Origin of the sequence: Agrobacterium sp. ST15.16.055 (genome assembly GCF_027956555.1) — a bacterium.
GTDB classification, from domain to species: domain Bacteria; phylum Pseudomonadota; class Alphaproteobacteria; order Rhizobiales; family Rhizobiaceae; genus Agrobacterium; species Agrobacterium salinitolerans.
In genome coordinates this window covers 1-23,362 of record NZ_JAQKGN010000018.1, presented here as the reverse complement: position 1 = coordinate 23,362, position 23,362 = coordinate 1, and the positions used below count along the sequence as shown (strand labels likewise).

At 59.8% G+C, this 23,362-nt stretch carries 29 protein-coding genes; 15 read left to right on the top strand and 14 right to left on the bottom strand.

All coding sequences use genetic code 11. From position 1 onward, the window contains the following. The first annotated feature begins 9 nt into the window (after positions 1-9). Positions 10-789: an SDR family NAD(P)-dependent oxidoreductase gene (locus PL599_RS20145; RefSeq protein WP_077984873.1), complete on the top strand. Its 780-nt coding sequence runs from the start codon at positions 10-12 to the stop codon at positions 787-789. Beyond that, positions 786-1,679, top strand: a complete 894-nt coding sequence (locus tag PL599_RS20140; RefSeq protein ID WP_269823812.1) for a PCC domain-containing protein — start codon at positions 786-788, stop codon at positions 1,677-1,679. The genes PL599_RS20145 and PL599_RS20140 overlap by 4 nt, the downstream gene beginning before the upstream one ends. A gap of 38 nt (positions 1,680-1,717) precedes the next feature. Here the strand turns inward: PL599_RS20140 and PL599_RS20135 are convergent, their stop codons facing one another. Continuing rightward, the gene (locus tag PL599_RS20135) at positions 1,718-2,125 is read right to left on the bottom strand and encodes a PPC domain-containing DNA-binding protein (RefSeq protein ID WP_162520610.1); all 408 of its coding nucleotides are present in this window, start codon (positions 2,123-2,125) and stop codon (positions 1,718-1,720) included. Next, the gene (locus PL599_RS20130) at positions 2,112-2,678 is read right to left on the bottom strand and encodes a DUF296 domain-containing protein (RefSeq protein WP_269823813.1); all 567 of its coding nucleotides are present in this window, start codon (positions 2,676-2,678) and stop codon (positions 2,112-2,114) included. The genes PL599_RS20135 and PL599_RS20130 overlap by 14 nt, the downstream gene beginning before the upstream one ends. A 161-nt stretch (positions 2,679-2,839) precedes the next feature. Here PL599_RS20130 and PL599_RS20125 point away from each other — a divergent pair, with 161 nt between their 5' ends. Then, positions 2,840-3,325 (top strand): Lrp/AsnC family transcriptional regulator, encoded by a 486-nt coding sequence (locus tag PL599_RS20125; protein WP_137411389.1) that lies wholly within the window; start codon positions 2,840-2,842, stop codon positions 3,323-3,325. 87 nt (positions 3,326-3,412) lie between these two features. Here the strand turns inward: PL599_RS20125 and PL599_RS20120 are convergent, their stop codons facing one another. Continuing rightward, entirely contained in the window at positions 3,413-3,568 is a 156-nt protein-coding gene (locus PL599_RS20120) for a hypothetical protein (RefSeq protein ID WP_003520354.1), read from the bottom strand. A gap of 137 nt (positions 3,569-3,705) precedes the next feature. On the opposite strand from PL599_RS20120, the gene PL599_RS20115 reads away from it, so the two are divergent. From PL599_RS20115 to rcdA, 3 genes are all read left to right on the top strand, one after another. Then, positions 3,706-4,995 carry an MFS transporter gene (locus tag PL599_RS20115; protein WP_077984876.1) on the top strand — a complete coding sequence of 430 codons (1,290 nt, stop codon included), beginning with the start codon at positions 3,706-3,708 and terminating at the stop codon, positions 4,993-4,995. After that, on the top strand, positions 4,992-5,183 hold the full coding sequence (locus tag PL599_RS20110) for a DUF1192 domain-containing protein (RefSeq protein WP_077984877.1): 192 nt from the start codon (positions 4,992-4,994) through the stop codon (positions 5,181-5,183). The genes PL599_RS20115 and PL599_RS20110 overlap by 4 nt, the downstream gene beginning before the upstream one ends. Before the next feature lie 403 nt (positions 5,184-5,586). Then, entirely contained in the window at positions 5,587-6,102 is a 516-nt protein-coding gene (gene rcdA, locus PL599_RS20105; protein ID WP_077984878.1) for a protease adaptor protein RcdA, read from the top strand. 150 nt (positions 6,103-6,252) lie between these two features. On the opposite strand, the gene rpmE is transcribed toward rcdA, so the two are convergent. Beyond that, complete coding sequence (rpmE, locus tag PL599_RS20100; protein ID WP_003497640.1) at positions 6,253-6,474, bottom strand: 50S ribosomal protein L31; 222 nt, start codon at positions 6,472-6,474, stop codon at positions 6,253-6,255. A gap of 261 nt (positions 6,475-6,735) precedes the next feature. On the opposite strand from rpmE, the gene PL599_RS20095 reads away from it, so the two are divergent. After that, positions 6,736-8,535: an ABC transporter transmembrane domain-containing protein gene (locus PL599_RS20095; RefSeq protein WP_269823814.1), complete on the top strand. Its 1,800-nt coding sequence runs from the start codon at positions 6,736-6,738 to the stop codon at positions 8,533-8,535. A gap of 1 nt (position 8,536) precedes the next feature. Here PL599_RS20095 and PL599_RS20090 read toward each other — a convergent pair whose 3' ends face one another. From PL599_RS20090 to PL599_RS20065, 6 genes are all read right to left on the bottom strand, one after another. Beyond that, positions 8,537-10,183 (bottom strand): FAD-binding dehydrogenase, encoded by a 1,647-nt coding sequence (locus tag PL599_RS20090; RefSeq protein WP_269823815.1) that lies wholly within the window; start codon positions 10,181-10,183, stop codon positions 8,537-8,539. Between the two features lie 89 nt (positions 10,184-10,272). After that, positions 10,273-11,304, bottom strand: coding sequence for a peptidoglycan -binding protein (locus tag PL599_RS20085; protein ID WP_003520358.1), 1,032 nt, complete (start codon positions 11,302-11,304; stop codon positions 10,273-10,275). 2 nt (positions 11,305-11,306) lie between these two features. Further along, entirely contained in the window at positions 11,307-12,323 is a 1,017-nt protein-coding gene (locus tag PL599_RS20080) for a flagellar motor protein MotA (protein WP_269823816.1), read from the bottom strand. A gap of 200 nt (positions 12,324-12,523) precedes the next feature. Next, positions 12,524-13,324 carry an inositol monophosphatase family protein gene (locus PL599_RS20075; protein WP_077984894.1) on the bottom strand — a complete coding sequence of 267 codons (801 nt, stop codon included), beginning with the start codon at positions 13,322-13,324 and terminating at the stop codon, positions 12,524-12,526. Positions 13,325-13,488: 164 nt separating this feature from the next. Beyond that, positions 13,489-14,589: a tetratricopeptide repeat protein gene (locus PL599_RS20070; protein WP_162520612.1), complete on the bottom strand. Its 1,101-nt coding sequence runs from the start codon at positions 14,587-14,589 to the stop codon at positions 13,489-13,491. 8 nt (positions 14,590-14,597) lie between these two features. Then, on the bottom strand, positions 14,598-15,251 hold the full coding sequence (locus PL599_RS20065; protein ID WP_269823817.1) for a thiamine phosphate synthase: 654 nt from the start codon (positions 15,249-15,251) through the stop codon (positions 14,598-14,600). Positions 15,252-15,355: 104 nt separating this feature from the next. Here PL599_RS20065 and PL599_RS20060 point away from each other — a divergent pair, with 104 nt between their 5' ends. Then, a complete protein-coding gene (locus PL599_RS20060; RefSeq protein WP_269823818.1) occupies positions 15,356-16,120 on the top strand; it encodes a sulfite exporter TauE/SafE family protein in 765 nt (254 codons plus the stop codon). Between the two features lie 100 nt (positions 16,121-16,220). On the opposite strand, the gene PL599_RS20055 is transcribed toward PL599_RS20060, so the two are convergent. Next, positions 16,221-16,397 carry a YdcH family protein gene (locus PL599_RS20055; protein WP_006314700.1) on the bottom strand — a complete coding sequence of 59 codons (177 nt, stop codon included), beginning with the start codon at positions 16,395-16,397 and terminating at the stop codon, positions 16,221-16,223. A 233-nt stretch (positions 16,398-16,630) separates the two neighbouring features. Here PL599_RS20055 and PL599_RS20050 point away from each other — a divergent pair, with 233 nt between their 5' ends. The 5 genes from PL599_RS20050 to PL599_RS20030 all read left to right on the top strand — a co-directional run bounded on the left by PL599_RS20050 (position 16,631) and on the right by PL599_RS20030 (position 19,430). Beyond that, on the top strand, positions 16,631-16,834 hold the full coding sequence (locus PL599_RS20050) for a YdcH family protein (RefSeq protein ID WP_003497661.1): 204 nt from the start codon (positions 16,631-16,633) through the stop codon (positions 16,832-16,834). Positions 16,835-16,849: 15 nt separating this feature from the next. Further along, positions 16,850-17,350, top strand: a complete 501-nt coding sequence (gene purE, locus PL599_RS20045; protein ID WP_077984884.1) for a 5-(carboxyamino)imidazole ribonucleotide mutase — start codon at positions 16,850-16,852, stop codon at positions 17,348-17,350. A gap of 11 nt (positions 17,351-17,361) precedes the next feature. Further along, on the top strand, positions 17,362-18,438 hold the full coding sequence (locus tag PL599_RS20040; RefSeq protein WP_269823902.1) for a 5-(carboxyamino)imidazole ribonucleotide synthase: 1,077 nt from the start codon (positions 17,362-17,364) through the stop codon (positions 18,436-18,438). Positions 18,439-18,584: 146 nt separating this feature from the next. Continuing rightward, the gene (gene ykgO / locus PL599_RS20035; RefSeq protein WP_003497670.1) at positions 18,585-18,710 is read left to right on the top strand and encodes a type B 50S ribosomal protein L36; all 126 of its coding nucleotides are present in this window, start codon (positions 18,585-18,587) and stop codon (positions 18,708-18,710) included. Between the two features lie 99 nt (positions 18,711-18,809). Further along, entirely contained in the window at positions 18,810-19,430 is a 621-nt protein-coding gene (locus tag PL599_RS20030) for a hypothetical protein (protein WP_173991108.1), read from the top strand. A gap of 66 nt (positions 19,431-19,496) precedes the next feature. Here PL599_RS20030 and PL599_RS20025 read toward each other — a convergent pair whose 3' ends face one another. The 3 genes from PL599_RS20025 to PL599_RS20015 all read right to left on the bottom strand — a co-directional run bounded on the left by PL599_RS20025 (position 19,497) and on the right by PL599_RS20015 (position 21,011). Continuing rightward, a complete protein-coding gene (locus tag PL599_RS20025; protein ID WP_006314683.1) occupies positions 19,497-19,754 on the bottom strand; it encodes a DUF2312 domain-containing protein in 258 nt (85 codons plus the stop codon). Positions 19,755-19,901: 147 nt separating this feature from the next. Further along, complete coding sequence (locus PL599_RS20020) at positions 19,902-20,207, bottom strand: DUF1244 domain-containing protein (protein WP_077984886.1); 306 nt, start codon at positions 20,205-20,207, stop codon at positions 19,902-19,904. 15 nt (positions 20,208-20,222) lie between these two features. Then, the gene (locus PL599_RS20015; protein WP_142914122.1) at positions 20,223-21,011 is read right to left on the bottom strand and encodes an N-formylglutamate amidohydrolase; all 789 of its coding nucleotides are present in this window, start codon (positions 21,009-21,011) and stop codon (positions 20,223-20,225) included. A 292-nt stretch (positions 21,012-21,303) separates the two neighbouring features. Here PL599_RS20015 and PL599_RS20010 point away from each other — a divergent pair, with 292 nt between their 5' ends. Together PL599_RS20010 and pyk are read left to right on the top strand one after the other, a co-directional pair. Continuing rightward, positions 21,304-21,690, top strand: a complete 387-nt coding sequence (locus PL599_RS20010) for a DUF1036 domain-containing protein (protein WP_373692768.1) — start codon at positions 21,304-21,306, stop codon at positions 21,688-21,690. Next, positions 21,690-23,129 carry a pyruvate kinase gene (gene pyk, locus PL599_RS20005; protein ID WP_077984889.1) on the top strand — a complete coding sequence of 480 codons (1,440 nt, stop codon included), beginning with the start codon at positions 21,690-21,692 and terminating at the stop codon, positions 23,127-23,129. The genes PL599_RS20010 and pyk overlap by 1 nt, the downstream gene beginning before the upstream one ends. Positions 23,130-23,362 lie beyond the last annotated feature (233 nt).

The window sequence follows — 23,362 nt, the reverse complement described above, 5'->3', positions numbered from 1 at the left end:
GGAGACGGTATGACACAGCAGACGAGAGAGATGAAAGGCGCTGTCGCCATCACCGGCGGCGCATCGGGTATCGGCTTTTCCACGGCGCAGCTGTTGATGGCGCGCGGCTGGCAGCCATGGCTACTGGATCTCAAGCGTGAGGCGCTGGATGCCGCTTGCGGAAAACTCGGGATCGATGCCTCGCGCGGCATCGTCTGCAACGTGGCGGATGAGACGTCTATAGAGGAAGCTTTCACCGCCTTGACGGCAGGCGGCGCGGATCATGCCGTTGATCTGGTGGCCGTCGTCAACAGCGCCGGCATCGGCATCGACAAGCTTTCGGTCGATACCAGCGTGGAAGAATTCCGTCGTATCGTTGACGTTAATCTCGTCGGCAGCTTCGCCGTGGCCCGCACCGCCGCGCGTTACTGGCTGGACCGCGCAATTTCCGGTTCGATCGTCAATATCAGCTCGGTCTCCGGCATGTGCGGCAATCGCGGCCGCAGCGCTTATGGCGCTTCAAAAGGCGGCGTCAATCTTCTGACGATGGTTATGGCGAACGAGCTGGGGCAATCAGGCATTCGCGTCAACGCGATTGCGCCCGGCCCTGTCGATACCCCCCTCACCCAGGCGGTTCATACGGAGAATGTTCGCAGCCAGTGGCACAGCCGCGTTCCCATGCACCGCTATGGCAGGACGGACGAGATCGCCTCTGCCGTGGCTTTCCTTGTGTCGGACGACGCGAGCTACATCAACGGTCAGGTGCTGGCCGTAGACGGTGGCTTCATTACCGCAGGGCTTGCAGTATGACGACAATGCCCCCGGAGGGGCTTCCGCGCAGTATCGTCCATCCGGGACCGCCAACACCCGAACGCTTCCGCGTCGTCGTCTGCCACGCCCATCCGGTCAGGCTGAATGCCAAAACCGGTGTCTGCGTCAACGAGGCGATTGCAGAAGCCTTTGTCGAACAGGGTTTCGATGGCGGTTATGTCAGACTGAAAAATGTGCCGATGAAGCGGTTGCACTATGTCATGCCCGCGGCCGCCCCCGATGAGGCCCATGCCGCTTGGTATAGCGAGACATTCTCCATGCCGGGAGGCACGATCATCGATGCCGGCCTGCATATGGGGCGACGCGACGGTCAGCCGTTCCTGCACTGCCATGGTTCGTGGAAAAGCGCCGAAGGCGTTCTATCCATGGGACACTTGCTGCCTTTGGAGTCCGAATTTGCCGGGAAAACACCGCTCGAGGCGCTGGCGCTGGATGGCGCGATCCTGGACGTGCAGAAGGATGAGGAAACCAACTTCCCCCTCTTCACGCCCATCCCGCAGCCGCGCAACCGGAAAGATGCAGGGCTCCGGGCGCTGTTGTGCACCGTGCGGCCCAATACCGATATCTGCACAGCGCTTGAAGCCGCCTGCAAACAATTCGACCTGCGGGAGGCCGAGATCAATGGTATCGGCAGCCTGATTGGTGCGGATTATGAAGACGGAACAAGTCTCACCGCCTATGCCAGCGAAATCCTCATCCGCAATGGCCGCATCCACCCCTCCGCCACGGGTGGCGAACGGGCAATGCTGGATATTGCGATGGTCGATCTTACCACGCAGATCAGCGGCGGGCGGCTGGTGCGCGGCAAGAACCCGGTCTGCGTCACTTTCGAACTGCTTCTGACCGAAACACAGGGGGCGGCCGCATGAGTTGCGCCGTGCAACTCCACCGCCCGCCTTACCGTACCTCACGCCGCCTGCGGTTTCTCCACAGGCAACCATTCTTCCAGCGTCACCTCGAAGGTCATGCATACGGGATTGGCGCCGGCAATGAAGGGACCGCCGTAAACCGCGCCATCGGTATCGGCGACAACGCCGGTCAGCGCGGCGCGCAGCGAACCATCTGGCTGGGCGCGCACCTCGCCGGCAATCGAAACGATCTCAACGGCAGGACCGTTTATCTGCAAAAACGCGCCGCTGCGGGTGCCGAGGCACGCATCCACCAGACTGCCCAGCGCGCCACGCACGAAGGCGTTGCGGAAACCTTCGGCCAGACACAGTTTCTCCACGCCGAGCACGAGATCTTCATTGGGTGCGATGCGGGCATAGGCCACACGGCCCATGGAGCCGGATTCGACAGTGTTATGCGTGTTCATCGGCGTGCTCCGCGCGGTTCCTGGGTTGAAGAAGGGGAATATTGGTTTCGGGATCGAAGGACTGCTGCAGCACGAAACTGTCGAGCGAAGTCACAAGTGCGGAAATGCCGCCTTCTCCGACGATACAGGATTCCGTCAGCAAATGGCCGCCTTTGACCACACCCGCCGCAGTCCGCATGGCGGCATGACAATGCACGATCGGCTCGCCCTTCATGCTCCGCCCCAGCGTGGCATTGCCGAAAACCAGCCAGGCCGCCCCCGCGTCGATGGGTTTCGTATAGGCGATGACCGCCCTGCCGGAAGGATCGGGTGGGGCCACGCAATAGGACAGGATGTCGAAATAACCGCCAAGAATGGTCAAAGAGGCATTTTCGATGCCGTTTGCGGCCAAAGACCGCACGATGCCATCGTAAAGGCTGCACCCCGGCGCGATGAACAGCCGCATATGGCGCGCAGACGGCGAGCGCAGGCTGTTGATGCGCACCGGCGAAGAAATACCGGGATGTATCAGCGTTCTCGGCCTTGGAAAATGCTGTTGCCGTGTGGGTGCCATGCCTGCTCCTCCCTGCTGCCTGTACCTTGCAGTACGGTACTCAAAGACGAGCCAAAGGTGCTTTCGAATGGCGCCGCCAAAGCGCCCTTCGGAAAACACTTCTTTCGCGAGCGACCCCACGGACGGCAGATTTTTTTGCGATATATTTCAGGGAGGCCGGCATGACGAAGCCGCTGGACAGAATTGACCGCAAAATATTGCGGGCCCTGCTGGAGAACGGCAGGCTGAGCAATACGGAGCTATCGGAAAAGGTGGGGCTGTCGCCCAGCCCTTGCTGGCAGCGCGTCAAGCGGCTGGAAGACGAAGGGGTCATTCGCGGCTATACCGCCATTCTCGATCAGGCCCATCTGGGGCTGACCGAAACGGTGATCATCGAGATCATGCTGGACCGCCACGACGATGAGGTTCTGGAACGTTTCGGTGAAGCCATGGCCGCTCTTCCCGAAGTCTTGGAAGCCTATCTGACAACCGGCGAATATGATTATCTCATCAAGGTGGCGGTGGCGGGAACCGCGGGCTACGAGCAGTTTCTGCGCCGCAAGCTTTACAAGATCGAGGGTGTGCGCCACTCCCGCTCCTGTTTCGCGCTTAAATGCCTCAAGCACACATTGTCAGTCGTCCCCGATTCCGGGCCTCCGTCTGCCTGAACGGGTCTGGACAGATACGGGAATGGCGCGGTGGAGATATTCGCACTTTGCCAGCCTTTGAAACCATTCCGACAGGCGGCTTTTGCGTTACGGGCGCAGAAGCAGCGTCACCGACCAGATGACAAAGGCGGCAACCGCGATCTTCCAGCAATCGCCTCTTTTTTTCAGGCCGGGCAGACCGAGCGGCCGGATGATCTGGACCACCATGGCCAGCAGTAAAAAAAGGCCGATCGCCTTCGTCATTTATTGAGCCTTTTCTTTATTTCTGCATCGTCACAGGCTGGACATTTTTACCGTTCACCAGAAGAGTGCAACTCATTCGGGTAACGCCCGTCCTATGACCTGTCCGACCGTCCGTCCGAACGCATGAGAGTGTTTTCATGAGCAGAAATCTTCTACCCGTATTCGCTCTTTTATCCAGCACTCTGTTTCTTTTTCTCGGCAATGGCCTTCAGGGCCTCGTGCTGCCGGTGCGTGGTTCAGCGGAAGGTTATTCCAATGAAATTCTTGGCTTTCTAGGCACCTCCTGGGCGGCGGGGTTCGTCGTTGGCTGCTTTGTCGCGCCCGCCATCGTGCGCCGCGCTGGCCATGTGCGGGCTTTCGGGTCCTTCGTGGCGCTGGTGTGCCTGACGGTGCTGATGACCGGCCTTATCATCGACGACACCTCATGGATCGCGCTGCGCGCGCTGACCGGTTTCTGCACGGCCGGAACCTCGATGATCATCGAAAGCTGGCTGAACGAGCGCGCCACCAATGAAAGTCGTGGCATGATCTTCTCGCTTTATATCGCCATCACGCTGCTCGGTGTCGTGGCGGGGCAGATGATCGTGCCGATGGGCGATATCAGCAATACCTCGCTGTTCATGATCTGCGGCATCATTTATTGCATCGCCATTCTGCCGGCCACGCTTTCGAAAGCTGCGAGCCCACAGCCGTTGCAGAAGGTGAAGCTGGACCTGCCGGCCCTTTACCGCAACTCACCGGTCTCTTTCGTCGGCATCCTGATGATCGGCATTGCCAACGGCGCTTACGGTACGCTCGGCGCCGTCTTCGGTGCGCGGGCAGGGCTGGATCCGACCATGATCGCGATCATGGTGTCCGTCACGATTTTCGTGGGTGCGCTGGCGCAATTTCCCGCAGGCCGGCTTTCAGACCGGATAGACCGCCGCTACGTGCTGGCCGGGCTGGCCGGGGTTGGCGCTGTCGCGGGCCTGGCCGTCGCGGCCGTGCAGCCGCATGATGTCTATGTGCTCATCCCCATGATCGCCATTTACGGTGCCGCCGCCAACGCGCTTTATCCCATCGCCGTGGCCCATGCCAACGACTTCGCCGCATCGGAAGACTTCGTCAAGGTTTCCGGTGGCCTGCTTCTGCTTTACGGCATCGGCACCATCATCGGCCCGACGTTCGGCGGCGCGATCATGACCTATTCCGGCCCCTATGCGCTGTTCTTGGTGACGGCTGTGGCGCATCTGCTCATCACCGCCTACGCCATCATCAGAAGCCGCCGGCGCGCTGCGCTTTCAACCGAGGAAAAAGACAATTTCTCGACGATGATGCCAACAACACCCTCACCGCTCGTGACGCCGGAAAGTATTGCGCTTGACCCGCGCGCGCCGCAATATCCAGACGACGATGGCGATTATGTGGAAAAAGGAGCAGGTATATGAGCCTCTTTGACGATGACCGTCCTCAAAAACCGGCAGCGCATGAGATTGGCGGCGATCTCAGCCTTCTTTCGGTGGACGAGTTGAGCAGCCGTATCGATCTTCTGCAAGCCGAAATCATCCGACTCGAAGAGGAGAGGACACGGAAATCCGCCGGAAGACAGGCAGCGGAAAATCTCTTCCGATCCTGATGCGCGCTTCAGAATAGACACGCGACTGCACTTCCGCCACCGTAAGATAAGGCTCCGCCAGTATCCGAACATGAATATTACGGGGCAGTCTTTCGTTTACCATTAACCAAAAATTAAGCTTTCTGAGAGATTACTATACATGTCCAGTTCTTCTGGACCTCAGGCATCTTCTCCATACGGCGAATTGGTCTGATTTTTCTCCCTGTTTTACCTTGAGAGCCGCTTTCGCGGCTCTTTTTTTGCCCGTCGCCGCAATTCGTAAAACTGTGGGTATTAACCCTTCTTTAATAATTGCCTTGCGCATTTCAGGTAAAGATACCATCCTGAAAACACTAAAGGCCGGAACAAAATATCCGGATCGTCGTTGCCTGACAGTGTGGTGCGTGAGCAGGGATTTAAAGAAATGTCGGAACAGGTTTTAAATACCATAAGCTTTGCGGGTCGCGCGGCTGCTTCCAACCAGTTCAAGGCCCTCTATACCGAAGGCATGACCTTGGTTGAGGAAACGGCGAGCTATCTCGATGGCGCTGGCCGCACAGCCTCCAAGGTTCTGCCGCGCATGGCGTCCGTGCTTTACGCGGCGGAGTCGATGCGCCTCACCACCCGCCTGATGCAGATGGCATCCTGGCTGCTGCTGCAGCGGGCCGTGAACAATGGCGAAATGACCCGTGATCAGGTTCTGAGCGAAAAGAACAAGGTACGACTCGACAGCTTCAACGTCGACCGTAACGCGCCAGGCTGGAACGACCTGCCAGAATCCTTCCGCGATCTCATCGAGCGCTCGCTGCGTCTCCAGAACCGCATCGCCCTGCTCGACCGCGAAATCTATCGCCCGTCCGAAGCTGCCAAGGTGCCGGACAATGAAAACAGCGTGCAGGCGCAGCTCAACCTCCTGCGCACGGCTTTCTCGATCAACTGAGAAAAGACGACCCTTATCCGGACAATTTGAAAAGCAGGCTCACCGGCCTGCTTTTTTCTTTTGCGTGCTACGCGAGCGCCATCGCCGAAAAATGGCAACAAAAAGCCCGGCAAAACCGGGCTTTTTTTAAACGATCCGTCCGCAAGAGGATCAGAGGCCGAGGCCGCCGAAACGCTTGTTGAACTTGGAAACGCGGCCACCGCGGTCCATAAGCTGCTGGTTGCCGCCCGTCCATGCCGGATGGGACTTGGGGTCGATTTCAAGGTTCATGACAGCGCCTTCCGAACCCCAGGTGGAGCGGGTTTCGTATTCGGTGCCATCGGTCATGACCACCTTGATCGTGTGATAATCGGGATGGATATCAGCCTTCATGACAATCTTCCTGGTTAAGTGACGTGCGGTCCATTTGCCGCAATTGCGTCAACTGAGCCATTTCAATAAATGAAGCCATAGACCAGATGGGCTATGGCTTCCCAATTCGATGCGGAGCCTATACATGAAGGTCGCCCAGATAACAAGAGCCTGCTATCCCCTTGTGAAAGGAGATAGCCAAAGGGGCGAGAATTTTGCCGTACACCGGAAATTCACCCGTAAAAGGCCCAAAAACAGCAGGGAACGAGGAGCATAGAGAACGTGGCAGACATTGACGAGCAGAAAGCGGCGAAACAGAAAAGCCTGAAGCCGCTTCTTGGCCTGTTTCCCTATCTCCGGCGTTACCGCGGCCTGATGGCGGCCGCCCTTTTCGCTCTCGTGCTTTCTTCCGCCACGACACTCGCCCTGCCGCTTGCCGTTCGCCGTATCATCGATCACGGATTCCAGACGCCGGATGGCGGCATGATCAACAGCTATTTCGCCATGCTTCTGGCGATTGCCGTTGTCCTCGCTCTCGCCAGCGCCATGCGTTATTATTACGTCATGACCATCGGCGAAAGGGTCGTCGCCGATCTGCGCCGCGATGTCTTTGCCCACCTTACCACGCTGTCACAGCAGTTTTTCGACAGCAATCGATCCGGCGAACTGACCTCGCGGCTGACCGCCGATACCGTGCAGATTCGCTCGGCTTTTGGCTCGTCCGCCTCGGTGGCGCTGCGCAACATCATCATGTGCTGCGGTGCTGTGGCGATGATGATCTATACCAGCCCCGGCCTTTCCGGCCTTGCGCTGCTTGCCATTCCCTTCATTGTTTTTCCGCTGATCGCCTTCGGGCGCTCGGTTCGCGCCCGCTCCCGAACCACGCAGGACACATTGGCCAATTCCGCCGCCTATGCCTCCGAGACGATCGCGGCGAGCCGCACCGTGCAGTCCTTTAATGCCGAGGTGCTGGCAAATGCCCGTTATGGCGCTTCCGTGGAAGCCGCCTATCAGGGCGCGCGCGCCGCCATCGGCGCACGCTCCATCCTCACCGCCGTCGCCATCGCGCTCGTCTTCGGCAGCGTTGTCGGCATTCTCTGGTATGGCGCCCAAAGCGTCCTGTCGGGCACTATGACGGCCGGTACGCTCGGCCAGTTCGTGCTTTATTCGGTCATCGCGGCAAGCGGACTCGGTCAGCTCTCGGAAGTCTGGGGTGAACTGGCGCAGGCGGGTGGTGCTGCCGAACGGCTTTCCGAACTGCTGAACGAGCGCTCACCCGTCGCGGAACCCACCTCGCCCGTCGCCATGCCGCAACCGCCGCGCGGTGAAGCCGAATTCGAGAATGTCGATTTCGTCTATCCGCTCGCGACAGGACGGCCGATCGTTTCCGGCCTCTCCTTCAAGGTCAGCGCCGGCGAAACCCTCGCCATCGTCGGGCCTTCCGGCGCCGGCAAGAGCACGGTCTTTTCGCTGCTGATGCGCTTTTACGATCCGCAGCATGGCCGCATCACCGTCGATGGCGCGGATATTCGCGATGTCAGCCTTGCCGATCTACGCGCACGCCTATCCATCGTTCCTCAGGATGTAGCGATATTCGCCTCCTCCATCCACGATAACATTGCCTTCGGCCGGCCGGATGCGACACGCGAGGAGGTGCGCGCCGCCGCCATCGCCGCGCAGGCCGACAGCTTCATCGAACGTCTCGCCAACGGGTATGATACGCAGGTGGGCGAGCGCGGCGTGACGCTATCCGGCGGCCAGCGCCAGCGCATCGCCATTGCCCGCGCCATCCTGCGCAACGCCCCGATCCTGCTTCTCGACGAAGCCACCTCAGCGCTGGATGCGGAAAGCGAAACGCTGGTGCAGAAGGCCCTCGATGAGCTGATGAAAACCCGCACCACCATCGTCATCGCTCATCGTCTCGCCACCGTGCTGAAGGCCGACCGTATTCTGGTGATGGATGAAGGCCGCATCATCGAAGAAGGCACGCATCAGAGCCTCATTCGCCAGGATGGCCTCTATGCGCGGCTTGCCCGACTGCAATTCCAGACCGGGCCGGACGAATTGCGCGCAAAAGCGTGAACTAACCCAGTACCTTGCGTCCCGCAACGCGGCCTGAAAACAGGCAGCCACCAAGGAATGTGCCCTCCAGCGCATTATAACCATGCATGCCACCGCCGCCGAAACCGGCAACCTCACCGGCGGCATAAAGGCCGGGCACCGCCTCACCCGCGGCGTCCAGTACCCGCGCTTCAAGGTCCGTATGAAGACCGCCGAGCGTCTTGCGCGTCAGCACATGCAACCTTACCGCAATTAGCGGCCCCATTGCCGGATCGAGCAGCCGGTGCGGTTTTGCCGTCCGCATCAGCCGGTCGCCGAGATAACGACGCGCGCCGTGGATGGCCGTTACCTGCGCATCCTTGCTGAAACCGTTTTCTACTTCGCGGTCGCGTGCCTCTATCTGCCGGCGGATATGCTCTATATGCAGCCGGTCGTCGCCGTTGATGGCGTTCATCGCCGTCACGAGTTCTTCGAGCGTATCCCGAACGACGAAATCTTCGCCGCGCTCCATGAAGGCCCGCACCGGTCCCGGCGGTTCCTTGCCCAGCCGTTTGAGCAGCAACCTTATATCCTTGCCGGTCAGATCCGGATTCTGTTCCGAGCCTGAAAGCGCGAATTCTTTCTTGATAATCGCCTTGGTCAGAATGAACCAACTATGGCCGCTGCCGCGTTCGCCCAGCATTTTTAGCGTGCCGAGCGTATCGAAACCCGGCATGGCGGGGGCGGTGAGACGGTTTCCATCCGCATCGCACCAGAAGGACGAGGGACCGGGCAGGATGCGGATACCGTGATCCGGCCAGATCGGATCGTGGTTCTTCACGCCCTCGGTATAATGCCACATGCGGTCACGATTGATGACGGCTCCGCCGGCCGTTTCCGTAATGGCGATCATGCGGCCATCCACATGCGCGGGAACACCGCAGACCATGCTCGCGGGAGGCTGGCCCAGCCGTTCCACCGGCCAGTTGCGCCGCACCAGTTCCTGATTGCCGCCGATGCCGCCGGAACTGACGATGACCGCCGCAGCGGAGAGGGTAAAATCGCCCTGCTGTTCCCGACTGCTCTCCTGCCCGCGTTGTACCGGGTCGGACGCTAGAATCGCACCCGAAACGCCGGTCACCCGGCGGTCTGCGATCTCCAGACGATCAACCCGGTGGCGAAAGCGGAAAGTCAGCCGGCCGGTTTCTGCCATGGCCTTCGCCTTTTCGATGAAGGGTGCAAGTACGCCCGGACCCGTGCCCCATGTGACATGGAAACGCGGAACGGAATTGCCGTGGCCGTGGGCGAGGCTCCCGCCGCGCTCGGCCCAGCCGACAACGGGAAACCAGCGCATGCCCATGCGGTGCAGCCATTCGCGTTTCTCACCGGCGGCAAAATCGAGATAGGCCTCCGCCCAGCGGCGCGGCCAATAGTCCTCCGGACGGTCGAAACCGGCCGAACCGAGCCAGTCCTGTCTTGCAAGATCAAGACTGTCTCGCACCCGCATCCGGCGCTGCTCGGGACTGTCGACGAAAAACAGACCGCCCAGCGACCAGAAGGCCTGCCCGCCAAGGTTCTGCTCGCCCTCCTGATCCAAGACGCAGACGCTGAAACCCCGCTCAGCCGCCTCGGTTGCCGAAACGAGGCCGGCAAGCCCCGCGCCGACAACGATCACGTCATAGACTTCCATCAGCCCCTCCCAGATATGACGGAATTACTTTTACGCGAACGTAAATTTTCTTTCACCAGAAGGCAACCGCGATGACGCGGCCCGCGATTTCAACGCTCGGTGAGCTTGAGTTCGATACGGCGATTCTGCTGCCGTGCTTCAGGCGTATCGCCTTCGGCAATCGGCTGATATTCGCCGAAACCGGCGGCGACCAGCCGGTTTGCCGGCACGCCCTTGGAGATCAGGAATTTCACCACCGAGGTGGCGCGGGCCGAGGAAAGCTCCCAATTGTCACGGTAACGGCCGGAACCGGAAAGCTGGACATTGTCCGTATGACCATCCACACGCAGGACCCAGTTTATCTCCGCCGGAATTTCCTTGGCGAGATCGAGCAGCGCGACCGCCAGCTTCTCCATCTCCGCCTGCCCTTCCGGATTGAGTTCATTGCCACCGGATGGGAAGAGCACTTCGGACTGGAAGACGAAACGGTCACCGACGATGCGAATGTTTTCGCGGTCCGAAAGGATTTCGCGCAGTCGCCCGAAGAAATCGGAGCGATAGCGGTTCAGTTCCTGCACCCGCTGCGCCAGCGCAACATTGAGCCGCCGGCCAAGATCGGCGATCTTGACCTGAGAAGAGGCGTCCTTGGCTTCCGAGGCCTGAAGCGCGGCTTCCACCGACGCGATCTGCGCTCTCAGCGCCGCAATCTGCTGGTTGAGCAATTCGATCTGCGCGGACGCGCGGGAATTGGCCTGCCGCTGTTCGTCCAGTTCGCCGGTCAGGCTGCCGATCCGCGCATTGGCGTTCGCATTGCTTCCCGATCCCGCATCGAGAAGCGCCTGCAGTCGGGAACGCTCATTTTCGGATGCAGCAAGGGTGGATTGCAGGCTGGCAAGCGCGTCCTCAATATCCTGCTTGTTGCCTTTTTCCATGGCCAGAAGTTCGGTCAGTTCGGCAATCTGGCTGTTGAGACGCGTCAGCACCTCATCCTTGCCGGTGATTTCCCGCGATAGAACGAATTGCGCCAGCACGAAAACCGTGAGCAGAAACATGATGGCCATGAGCAAGGTCGACAGCGCATCGACAAACCCCGGCCAATAATCCACACCCCTGTCGCGGCGGCGGTTGCGCGCAAGCGCCATGGCTACTCGCTCCCGTTATCGTGCCGAATGCGTCCGGAAGACTTCGTATCGCTGTCGATCCGCTCTGACAGCCGGTCGAGCGTGCGGCGGAGCGATTTCGATTCTTCCTGCTGCGCCTCGATCCAGTCACGCAGCATCTGCTGTTCGCTGCGCATGTTCTTGACCAGGCCTTGAATGCCTTCGGCAAGGCTGGTCATGGCCGCAAGCGAGCGCTCGGTGCTGACAACGGCGCCGGGTTCGCCCTTGAACTCCCTCGGCCCTTCCGTCGTATCCGTCACCGAGGAAAGCCAGTTTTCAAGCTGTGTATAGAAACGGTTCTGGGCGCGACCGGCCTGAAGATCGAGGAAACCGAGAATAAGCGAACCCGAAAGACCGAGCAGCGACGAGGAAAACGCCGTTCCCATGCCCGAAAGAGGAGCAGTCAGGCCGGCCTTGAGGGAGCCAAGAATGTCGTTGCTGTCGCCGGCGCTCGGATCGAGCGACTGGATGACATTGCTGATCGCGCCGATGGTGCCGATGAGGCCCCAGAAGGTGCCGAGCAAGCCGAGAAACACCAGCAGGCCGACAAGATAACGCGATGTATCACGGATCTCGTCGAGGCGCGTCGCAATGGAATCGAGGATCGTCCGCTGCGTAACGGCGGAAAGCCGGACTTCGCCGCGCTTGCCGATCAGCGTGCTCATCGGCGCGAGCAGCTTGGGCGCACGGCCAACTTTGTCGACGCTGCCGGCAGCGCGGAAGGCATTGAACCAGCTGACTTCCGAGCGCAGGCTCATCGTCTGCGTAAACACCAGAATGATGCCGATGGCCAGCACGCCTAGAATGAAGCCGTTGAGCCCCGGATTGGACATGAAGGCGGTGTGGGCCTGCCGGTAAAGAATGGCCGCCAGAAAGCCCACAAGGATCAGAAACAGAACCATCGTCCAGAGAAACGGTGTCGGACTGGACAGCTTGTGACTGTATTGCCGTGTGGTCACCGGTTTCTCGACGCCAAGATCGAGCAGCTCCGAATCCGCCATAACGTTCGCATTCCCTCTGGTCAGGTATCCAGCGGAAGCTATTTGAAAATTGCGACGATTTGAAGCGAAAAGCCGGTCTTTCGTCACAGGCGTTTTAGGAAAATGTGTGAGCACCCGGCAATGGAAAACAAAAACACCCGGCGAACATCCGCCGGGCGTCTAAAACTTGCAGAAACGGCAGGTTTTCCGTCGAAAACCCGTCAGCGGCCCGGGATCGGACGGTTGGCGACCTCAACGAGCGCCTTGTGGATATATTCGTTGCCGGCAGCGACAGAGCTGCTGCCGAAGATATCCGCGCCGCCCTTGATATCGGAAGCGAAACCGCCGGCTTCACGAATCAGCACCAGGCCTGCGGCCATGTCCCATGGCGAAAGATCAGCTTCCCAGTAACCGTCGAGACGGCCAGCAGCGACATAAGCGAGATCGAGCGAAGCCGCACCCATGCGGCGGATGCCGGCAGCCTCACCCATCACGTGACGAAGTTCGACAAGGAACTTGCCATGATTGCCACGGCCGAGATGCGGAACGCCGCAGCCGATGACGCAATCGGTCAGCGCCTTGCGCGCAGCGACGCGGATGCGGCGATCGTTGAGGAACGCGCCGCCGCCGCGCTCGGCGGTGTAGAGTTCGTCGGTGGCCGGATTGAAGATCACGCCGGCGACGACTTCACCATTACGCTCGAGCGCGATGGAAACCGCGAAATGCGGAATGCCGTGCAGGAAGTTGGTGGTGCCATCCAGCGGATCGACGATCCAGCGATGTGCGCCGTCCGTGCCCTTTTCCTCGCCGCCTTCTTCACCCAGGAAGTCGTAGGTCGGGCGGGCCTTCATCAATTCGTCGCGCACGATCTTCTCGGCTTTCAGATCCGCCTGCGAAACGAAATCGCTCGGTCCCTTGACCGAGACCTGAAGGTTCTGCACTTCACCGAAGTCACGCGACAAAGACTTACCCGCCTTGATGGCGGCCTGAACCATGACATTGAGAAGGGCTGAACGGGCCATCGATGTTGTTTCCTGGAAAGCTTGCGAACCGCCCGGAAGCTCACCGGGCAGGCACGTCATTATTTTCTTGAATTGAAAGTTTGCGGTTCAAGACCACAAAACGCGCGGAAATTCAAGGCAAAAAGCCCATGGGTCAACGCCAGCGCAGGAAGGCTACCCTTCCATCACGTCGGGCGGAAACGATTTGCGGCCTCAATCGCCTTTTTCTGCTGCTCGTCGGTGATGCCGAGATAGAAGTCCTCGAGAGACGGATCCTTCAGGCCGGCGCGGCGGGAAAGCACATACCATTTGGCCGCCTCCACGGGATCCGGCCTCGTGCCGAGCGCCTGAATGTAAAGATGCGCCACCTTGTTCTGCGCCACGACATTGCCGCGCTGCGCCGCGCCGTAGAGCCAGCGGAAACCCTCATCCAGATTGCGCTCGCCGCCAAACCCATTGACCAGCCAGATGCCGAGATCGACCTGCGCGGTATCGTATCCAGCTTTCGCAGCCCGCGTCAGCCAGTCCCGCGCCTTTGCCTTTTTCTCGGCCGGCACATCCTTGAGCGACCAGTAAATCTGCGACACAGCATATTGCGCATCGGCAATGCCCTGTTCGGCGGATTTTTCATAGAACGGCAAAGCCATGAGCAGGCCCTTGGCTCCGGGGTTTTCCGAAACCAGTATCTGGCCCCAGTTGAACTGGGCGGAGGCGTTGCCGGCTTCCGCCGCACGGCGCATGAAATCGTCGGCCTTCGCCTTGTCGCGGGTGACGAATTTGCCTTCCATCAGAATCAGCGCGAATTTGAACATGGCGACGGGATCGCCACCCTCAGCCGCCTGCTGGTACCAGAAAGCAGCGGTCTTCTCGTCACGGGCGATGCCCAGACCACGCGACATCATTTCCGCCACCAGCGTCTGGGCAGGTGCGTCACCGTTCTGCGCGCGGTTCAGCGCCTTGTCGAGCGCCTGCACATATTCGCCGCGCTGGAAATGCCCGTAAGCTTCGTCCACCCGGCCCTTGAATTCTTTTTCAGGCGGCAGCGCCGGCAATTCCGCGCCCATGCGCTGATAGACGTTCACCCCCGCAGACGGCTGTAAGTCCTTCTGCTCTTCGGATTGCACCCTGCCCTGACGGGTCGGCTGAGCCTCGTTTTCCAGCTGGCGGGACAGCGCATTGCTTTCGCTCTGCGGTCCGGACTGGGCAAACGCAACACCCGCCGGCGCGCCGAAAGCGAGCGCCAGCAGTGAAACGGAAAGGCAGAGGTGAACCGAGCGCATGATCATCGCCTGTATCAACCGCCAAACCGTGGCGCTTTTTCGTCAAGCAGGGCGTTGATTTCAGAAACGGCCTGGGCGGCGCCGCCGGCATTTTCAAAAACGCCGCTGCGCATGGCCACGAACTCCACCCCGGTTTCGGCCACGGCAACAACCGAGGACACATCGGCGCCACCCATGACGACGGCCGGGATTTCGATCATCGAGGCCCACCATTCGCCGAGCGCCAGGTTTTTGGGATGCGCTTCCGGCTTGATGTCGCCTTCGAGCTTTCCAAAAAACATGTAATCCGGATTGGCCTCGCCCTGCTCCAGCGCCTTATGACGGTCGTCCGCATTGCCGCCGCCGACGATGAGCTTCGGCGTGAATTTTTCCACGGCCTCCGCGAGCGCCTCGCCATTACCGACCACATGCAGGCCATCCGCCTTCACGCGGCCGGCAATGCGGCTATCACCGGCGATGAGCGCCGCCGCACCCGCCTTCTGGACGACGGGCACGATCAGTTCGGCGCGTTTCTGGAAAGCGGCGTCATCCAGACCATATTGCGGAATGATGACGGAAGCGACATCACCGCCCCGCAATGCGTTTTCCACCTCTTTAGCCTGCTTTTGCGCGTCGTCCGATTGCGGAACGATCAGGACAAGGCGGCAACGGTCTTCAACTAGGGTCATCGATTCGTCCATTTCAGACAGAAGACGCTTGCTGCGCAATCTGCACTCGTTTTCATATGACAAATCCGATAAACCGGACCGGCGAAAGGATCAACCGTCCATCCATGCTCACCGATTTTCATTTTTATCTCGTCGCCATTCCCGCAGTCGTTCTCGTCGGCCTTTCCAAGGGAGGGCTGGGCGGCGCGCTGGCGCTGATGGGCGTTCCTTTGATGGCGCTTGCCGTATCGCCGGTGCAGGCGGCGGCCATCTTTCTGCCGATCCTGATCGTCATGGATATCGTGGCGCTTTTCGCCTGGCGGCACGACAACCACCGGGGAACGCTGCTCATCATGCTGCCGGGGGCTATTGCCGGCATCGCGCTGGGCTGGGCGACCTCAAGCCTCGTTTCCGCAGACGCCATGCGCCTTGTTGTCGCCTCGGTCACGATCCTGTTCGTGCTGCGTTATTTCTATGAAAGCTTCAAAAGCCGCAAGGGCCGGGAAATCCCGGCCAAGCCACAAAGACCGGCGGCTGCGACCCTCTGGTCCGGTCTGTCCGGTTATGCCAGTTTCGTGGCCCATGCGGGCGGCCCGCCCTTCCAGATCTACGTTCTGCCGCTGAAGCTCGATCCAAAGACCTATACCGGCATGAGCGTGCGGTTCTTCGCCATCATGAACGCGATCAAGCTCATTCCCTATTTCGCGCTCGGCGCACTGGACGCCACCAACCTCAAGACATCGGCAAGCCTGTTGCCGGTGGCGATGCTGGCGACGCTTGCCGGCGCCAAGGTGGTGAAATATCTGAAACCCGCGGTGTTTTACCCGCTCATGTACGCCATGGCGCTGATTGCGGCGCTTAAACTGCTGTGGGACGGACTGCCGCTCTAGATTCGGCAATAAAAAGCTCTGGCAGCAGGTTTTCGCCGCCAGAGCTTGAAACGCTCAGACCGTGGCCCTTCATTCATCGAGAGCCGCGGCCTGGCATAAATTAATGTCTCGTCGAGGCCTTGAGCCTCTGCAGTTCATCCTTCAGGCGCAGTTTTCGACGTTTAAGGTCCGCGATCTCTTTGTCGTCAGACGACGGGGAAGCAAGAATACTTTCGAGCTCCTCCTCCAGAGCACCGTGTTTCTTTTCGAGCGATGCAATATGAGCCTGAATGGTCATGCGGCACGTCCTTCCTTTTTGAACCTACCTCCAGCTCTCCATCGCTGGAGTTTCAGGTTTACGACGGCAATGTGACACGGATCGCGCCGCTTGTCGAAGGCGAAATGAAGGCAATAAGTGGGCAATTTGGTCGCAAGGGATAACTTCCCGTTACCGCGATTTGATGATAGAGCCTCGTGAACGATCACATACGCGCCGGAGCCGATCCGGCGGCATAAAATGGGGATGAACAGATGCCCGATCAGGACCAGGCGGACATCAGGCTCACGCTGGCGCGGCTGCGCCAGGAGCATGAGGATTACGACGCGGCGATCAACGCGATGATCCAGACCAGCTGCGATGCGCTGAGAATACAGCGCATGAAAAAAAAGAAGCTGGCCGTCAAGGACAAGATGACCCAGCTTGAAGATCAGGTCATTCCCGATATCATCGCCTGAGCCCGGAGACATTACGTGACAGCAGAAACGCCCCCCGTCGCCATCATCATGGGCAGCCAGTCTGACTGGGAGACCATGAAGAACGCCGCCGATACGCTGGATGCGCTCGACATCGAATATGAAGCCCGCATCATTTCCGCCCACCGCACGCCGGACCGGCTTTATGATTTTGCCAATGGTGCGAAGGACGAAGGCTTCAAGGTCATCATAGCTGGTGCAGGCGGCGCCGCCCATCTTCCAGGCATGACGGCCTCGATGACGCCGCTGCCGGTCTTCGGTGTTCCGGTACAGTCCAAGACCATGTCCGGGCAGGACAGCCTTTATTCCATCGTGCAGATGCCGGCCGGTATTCCCGTCGGAACGCTCGCAATCGGCAAGGCCGGCGCGATCAATGCCGCCCTTCTTGCCGCTGCGGTTCTGGCGCTTGGCGATGAGGACCTCGCCGACCGGCTGGACGCCTGGCGCGCACGCCAGTCTGCGGCTGTCGCGGAATACCCCATGGACAGCGCCCAGTGACGACAGGAACGATTGCAAAGACCAGTAACCTGACCATCGGCATTATCGGCGGCGGGCAGCTCGGGCGTATGCTGGCTATGGCCGCTGCGCGCCTCAACCACCGCACCATCGTGCTTGAACCGCAGGCGGATTGTCCGGCAGCGCAAGCTTGCAACGACCAGATCGTCGCGGAGTATGACGACGAAAAGGCGCTTGCGGAACTCGCAAGCCGCTGTGATGTCGTGACCTACGAATTCGAGAACGTGCCTGTCGCGGCGGCCGAAAAGCTCAGCCTCTCCGTTCCCGTCTATCCACCTCCGAGAGCACTCAGCGCCTCACAAGACCGGTTGACGGAAAAACGCTTCCTCAACGGCTGCGGCATCCCGACCGCCGATTTCCGCGCCGTGGACAGCCAGGAAGAGCTGGAGGCCGCATTGGCCACCTTCGGCGGCAAGGGCGTGCTGAAAACCCGCCGCATGGGTTATGACGGCAAGGGCCAGCGTCTCTTCCGGGGTGGCGAAGACCTCGCAGGCGCCTTTGCGGCGCTCGGCGGCGTGCCGCTGATCCTCGAGAGCTTCATTTCCTTCGAGCGGGAAATTTCGCTCATTGCCGCCCGTTTCCAGGACGGCACCGTCACCTGTTACGATCCCGCCGAGAATGTCCATCTGGACGGCATCCTACACACTTCAACCGTTCCGGCAGCGCTCTCCAATGCCGCCAGGGCAGTTGCCGTACAATCGGCGGAAAAGCTTCTGGCAGCGCTCGAATATGTCGGCGTCATCGGCATCGAATTCTTCGTCCTGCCGGATGGTTCGTTGGTCGCCAATGAAATGGCGCCGCGTGTCCACAATACCGGTCACTGGACGGAGGCCGCCTGCGTGATCTCGCAGTTCGAGCAGCATATCCGGGCCGTATCGGGCCTCGTGCCCGGCAGCACGGATCGCCATTCGGATTGCGTTATGACCAATTTGATCGGCGATGACATCGATGATGTTCCAGCATGGTTGGCGAAAAGAGACTGTCTCGTGCATCTCTACGGCAAGACGGAAGCACGGCCGGGCCGCAAGATGGGCCATGTGACGCAGCTTCTGCACACAGGAAAAGCCTAGTCTTTTAAGGCAAAGACACGGGCAAGTGTTGACAGGCAGGGCTCAAACAGGTATCTGCCTGCCAACCGAAAAGAGCGCGCCCCGTTGCGCGCTTTTGATTGTTTGAATAGCACGGCAAAATCCGTGCAAAACTGCGGACCAGTAAAATGAAGATCAAGAATTCGCTTAAAGCGCTTAAGGCCCGTCATCGCGATAACCGCCTGGTTCGCCGCAAGGGCCGCGTCTACATCATCAACAAGCAGAACCCGCGCTTCAAGGCTCGTCAGGGCTGATTGATCGCAACTGCGGTTCGCGATGTTTCGCGGATCACTTTGTTGACAGTGCAGAAGTTTGCATTTGATATTGGGCGCAGCCGGGTTAAGCTTAACCCCATGCGCCCAAATCGTTTTTGCACAGCATTCATTCTCGCTCAGGGCTTCCTGTTTTCAAGCCTCCCGTTTCCGGGAATGGCTGCGGTTGCTCATGCGGCGGACGGAAAGCCGCCTGCCGTTGTGGAGTCCGCGCCCTCACCGGCCAAGACCATCGATACTCTTTTTGCATCGCTGAAAAAAGAACGGAATGCGGTCAAGGCGCGCAGCATCGCCAATCAGATCGCCTCCGAATGGAATGATTCCGGCAGCGCAACGATCAATCTGCTGATGCAATGGGCAGGCGAAGCCGCCGACGAGAAACGCAACGCCGCCGCTTACGATTTTCTCGACCAGGTCATTCTGCTCGATCCGGACTATGTGCAGGCGCCCTATCGCCGCGCCATGGTGCATTTTGCCGATGGCGACACTCGCAAGGCAATGGCGGATATCAACCTGACCCTGGAAAGGGAACCGCGCTATTTCCCGGCGCTGGCAAGCCTAGCAAACATCCTCGAAGCTTCGGGCCGAGAGGAGCTGGCGCTGAAGGCCTGGGAGCGTTATCTGGCGCTCTACCCCGCGGACAAGGATGCCCGCAAGGAGGCAATCGACCTTTCGGAGAAGCTCGCCGGCACGCGCGGCTGAATTCGCAAGATGCGCAAAAAAATCGCCGCAAAAGCGGCGATCTTTCATTGAGGCGTTTCCAGCCGATCATTCCATGCCGAGCGCGGCCATATAGGTCTGAAGAATCGTTTCTTCCTCGATGCGCTCATTGGCGTCCTTCTTGCGCAGGCGGATGATGGTGCGGATCGCCTTCGTATCGTAGCCACGACCTTTAGCCTCGCCCATAACGTCCTTGATATCACCCTGAATGGCAGCCTTTTCCTCTTCGAGGCGCTCGACGCGCTCGATGAACTGGCGCAGTTCTGCGGCGGCGACGGTTTCGGTGGTGCTCGTTTCGTCCATCATATTATCCTTCGTTGTCGGCTCGCATGCGAGCCTTATTCATTGATCCGGGCGAAGCCCTCGCCGGTCGTTGCCAGCGGACAGCAAAATTCAGGCCTGTGAACTGCCCATAGAAAGGCGTTCCGTCAAGTCGTTTCCGTTAGCGGAGACCTATTCCTTGGGTCGGTTCTGCTCGAAAGCGACTTTCTGGTCGTCACTCGCTTCGCCTTGATATTGCAATTTCCAATCCTCGTAAGGCATGCCGTAGACGATTTCCCGGGATTGATCCTTGCTGAGCGGAACACCGGCTTCTTCGGCCGCCTCCCTGTACCAGTTGGAAAGGCAGTTGCGGCAGAAGCCCGCGAGATTCATCAGGTCGATGTTCTGCACGTCGTGGCGCTCACGGAGATGATTGACAAGGCGCCGGAAGGCCGCCGCCTCGAATTCAACCTGCCGATTGTCGTTTTCATTCGTCATGGCAAAACTCCAGGCTCAATAGGGGCCGGTGCGAGAGGCGAACAGCTGATATTCATGCAAAACGGGATCGTCATTCATTGCGGCGAAAATGGGAGCGAGCCGGTCCGACCATTCGGCGATCCCCTCATCATTCGCGATCAGATCCTGCCGAACCTCGAGAAGCGCATGCGGTATGCCCTTCATCATGCAATGGCGATACATAGTGTCGCCTTTGAGCGCCCCGTCGTAGGGTTCGTTATCGCCAACGAGGATATCGCCCGTGGCGCGCAGATGCGCCAGAAGCGGATCGACAGCACGGTGATCCGTGTCCCACAGAACCGCCGCATGCCATGGCCGGGGTGTTTCCTTCCAGAACGGCGTGTAAGAATGGAGCGACAGCACGAGCGGCGCCTCTTCGGACGCTTTCGCCACGCCGGTCAGCACACGGTCCACGGCATTGTGATAGGGCCGATGAAAGACCTCGATCCGCCTTTGCCATTCCTCATCCGAAATCGGATGGTTGCCGGGAATGATCGCTCCGTCCGAAATCTTCATGATGAGAGTGGGATCGTCCTCGCCGCGATTCGGGTCGATCAGCAGGCGAGAGAACCGTCCGAGCACGGCCGGCACGCCAAGGCGGGCGGCGAGTGAGCGGGTCAGTCCCTCTATACCGATATCAAATGCGATATGGCGATGAAAAGCGGTTTGCGGAAGGCCAAGATTGCCGTAGTGTGCCGGCAGGAGGTTCATGGCATGGTCCGCCAGAAGAACCATGCCTTTGTCATAATCGCCTTCTATGATTTCATAGGGTATGAAGTCGTTCATCGATGATTTTTCTGGGGCAGGATTGAGGAGAGAAACTTGATGGCATGGCTTGAGGCCGCGCGCAAGTTACGGCGGAAGAACAGCCATCTACCTTGTCGCACTCACGATCCCACGAACAATATAATCGATTAAACTCGCGTTGACTTTCTTTGGCGGCCACGCCAAGAAGTGTGTTCATTATAACCATGGAATCCGGATGGAAGCCGTGACTCAGTCATCTCTCGCTCTTCCTCGCCACTTCAGGCATCTCGCCCGTCTTTTTTCCGTAGCGGCATTGTTTCTGACCCCGCTCATGATAGCGGCGCCCGCGCACGCGGATTTTCGCGTGTGCAACAGCACGCAGAACCTCGTCGGGGTAGCCATCGGCTACCGTGCTCAGGAAGGCTGGGTCAGCGAAGGCTGGTGGCAGGTCCCCTCCTCGACCTGCGCAACGCTGATCGAGGGTGAGCTGCAGTCACGTTATTATTATCTCTATGCCGAAGACGCCGCCCATGGCGGCCGCTGGACCGGTGACGTCAACATGTGCGTGGCGGAAAACGAGTTCAAGATCAACGGCGTGGACGATTGTTATGCCCGCAGCTTCCAGAGAATGGGTTTCAAGGAATATGACACGGGCAGACAGGGCAGCTGGATGGTCCAGCTCTCCGATACGCCAGGCACACAGGGAAATCAAAACTGATGAAGCGTAACCGCAAAGTCAAAATTCTTGCAACTCTCGGCCCGGCCTCCTCCGAAGAGGCGATGATCGAGAAGCTGCATCTTGCTGGCGCGGATCTTTTCCGGATCAACATGAGCCATGCGAGCCACGACGTGATGCGGACGCTCATTCAGCGCATCCGTTCCGTCGAGAGCCGGAACGGCCGCCCTATCGGCATTCTGGCCGACCTGCAGGGACCCAAGCTGCGCGTCGGAAAATTCGCCGAAGGCAAGGTCGACCTCGTTCCCGGCCAGACTTTTACGTTGGACAACAACGAAACGCCTGGTGACAACACCCGCGTTTTCCTGCCCCATCCGGAAATTCTCGAAGCGGTCAAGCCCGGCCATCGCCTGCTGATCGACGACGGCAAGCTGCATCTGCGCGCTGAAAAGAGCGACGGCAAAAGCATCGTCACCACCGTCATTTCCGGCACCGGCATTTCCGACCGCAAGGGCATCAGCTTGCCCGACACTCTGCTCGGCGTCGGTGTTCTGACCGACAAGGACCGCGTCGATCTCGATGCCGTTCTCGCTACCGGCGAAGTCGACTGGGTGGCGCTTTCCTTCGTCCAGCGTCCGGAAGACCTTGCCGAAGTGCGCAAGATTGCACGCGGTCGCGTCGGCCTGATGTCCAAGATCGAAAAGCCGCAGGCTGTCGAGCGCATCGAGGAAATCATCGAGCTTTCCGACGCGCTGATGGTCGCCCGTGGCGATCTCGGCGTCGAAATGCCGCTGGAAGCCGTTCCGGGCATCCAGAAACAGCTGACCCGCGCCTGCCGCCGCGCCGGCAAGCCGGTCGTGGTTGCCACCCAGATGCTGGAATCGATGATAACAGCACCTGTGCCGACCCGCGCCGAAGTATCAGACGTCGCCACCGCCGTCTTCGAAGGCGCAGACGCCATCATGCTTTCTGCCGAGTCCGCATCGGGCGACTATCCGGTCGAAGCGGTTTCCACCATGGCCTCCATTGCCAGCACGGTGGAGCAGGACCCCTATTATTCCAATATCATCTATGCGCAGCGCGCCCAGCCGGAACCGACCGGCGCCGACGCCATTTCGCTTGCCGCCCGCCAGATCGCCGAAACGTTGAAGCTTGCGGCGATCGTCACCTATACGTCCTCGGGCACGACCGGCCTGCGCGCCGCGCGTGAACGGCCGCAGGTTCCGATCATCGCGCTGTCGCCGATCATCCAGACCGCCCGCCGCCTGTCGGTCGTCTGGGGCCTGCACTGCGTCGTCACCGGCGATGCCAGCGACCTGGACGACATGGTGAACCGCGCTTGTCGTATCGTGGTTTCCGAAGGTTTCGGCAAGCCGGGCGATCGTATCATCATCTCCGCAGGCGTACCGCTTGGCACCCCCGGCGCGACCAATATGGTACGCATCGCCTATATCGGCTCGGACGGCCAAAGCGGCGTCTAAAGCTTGAACTATCCAGCATAAAAAAACCCGCCGGTAACGGCGGGGTTTTTTTTTGGCTCTCCGCCCTCTTCCTTATGAAAATTGGGTCCGTTCATCTTTCCCCGCGTGCTGAAGCGGGTGGGTTCGATTGCCGCGGGCCCCGGCTTGGAGCTCGCGGGGGGCGCGGGAAGCGGCCAATCGGTGCTGGGCATGCGGGTGGGGGCAACAACCGGGGCCCTTTCCCCGCGGCCGGG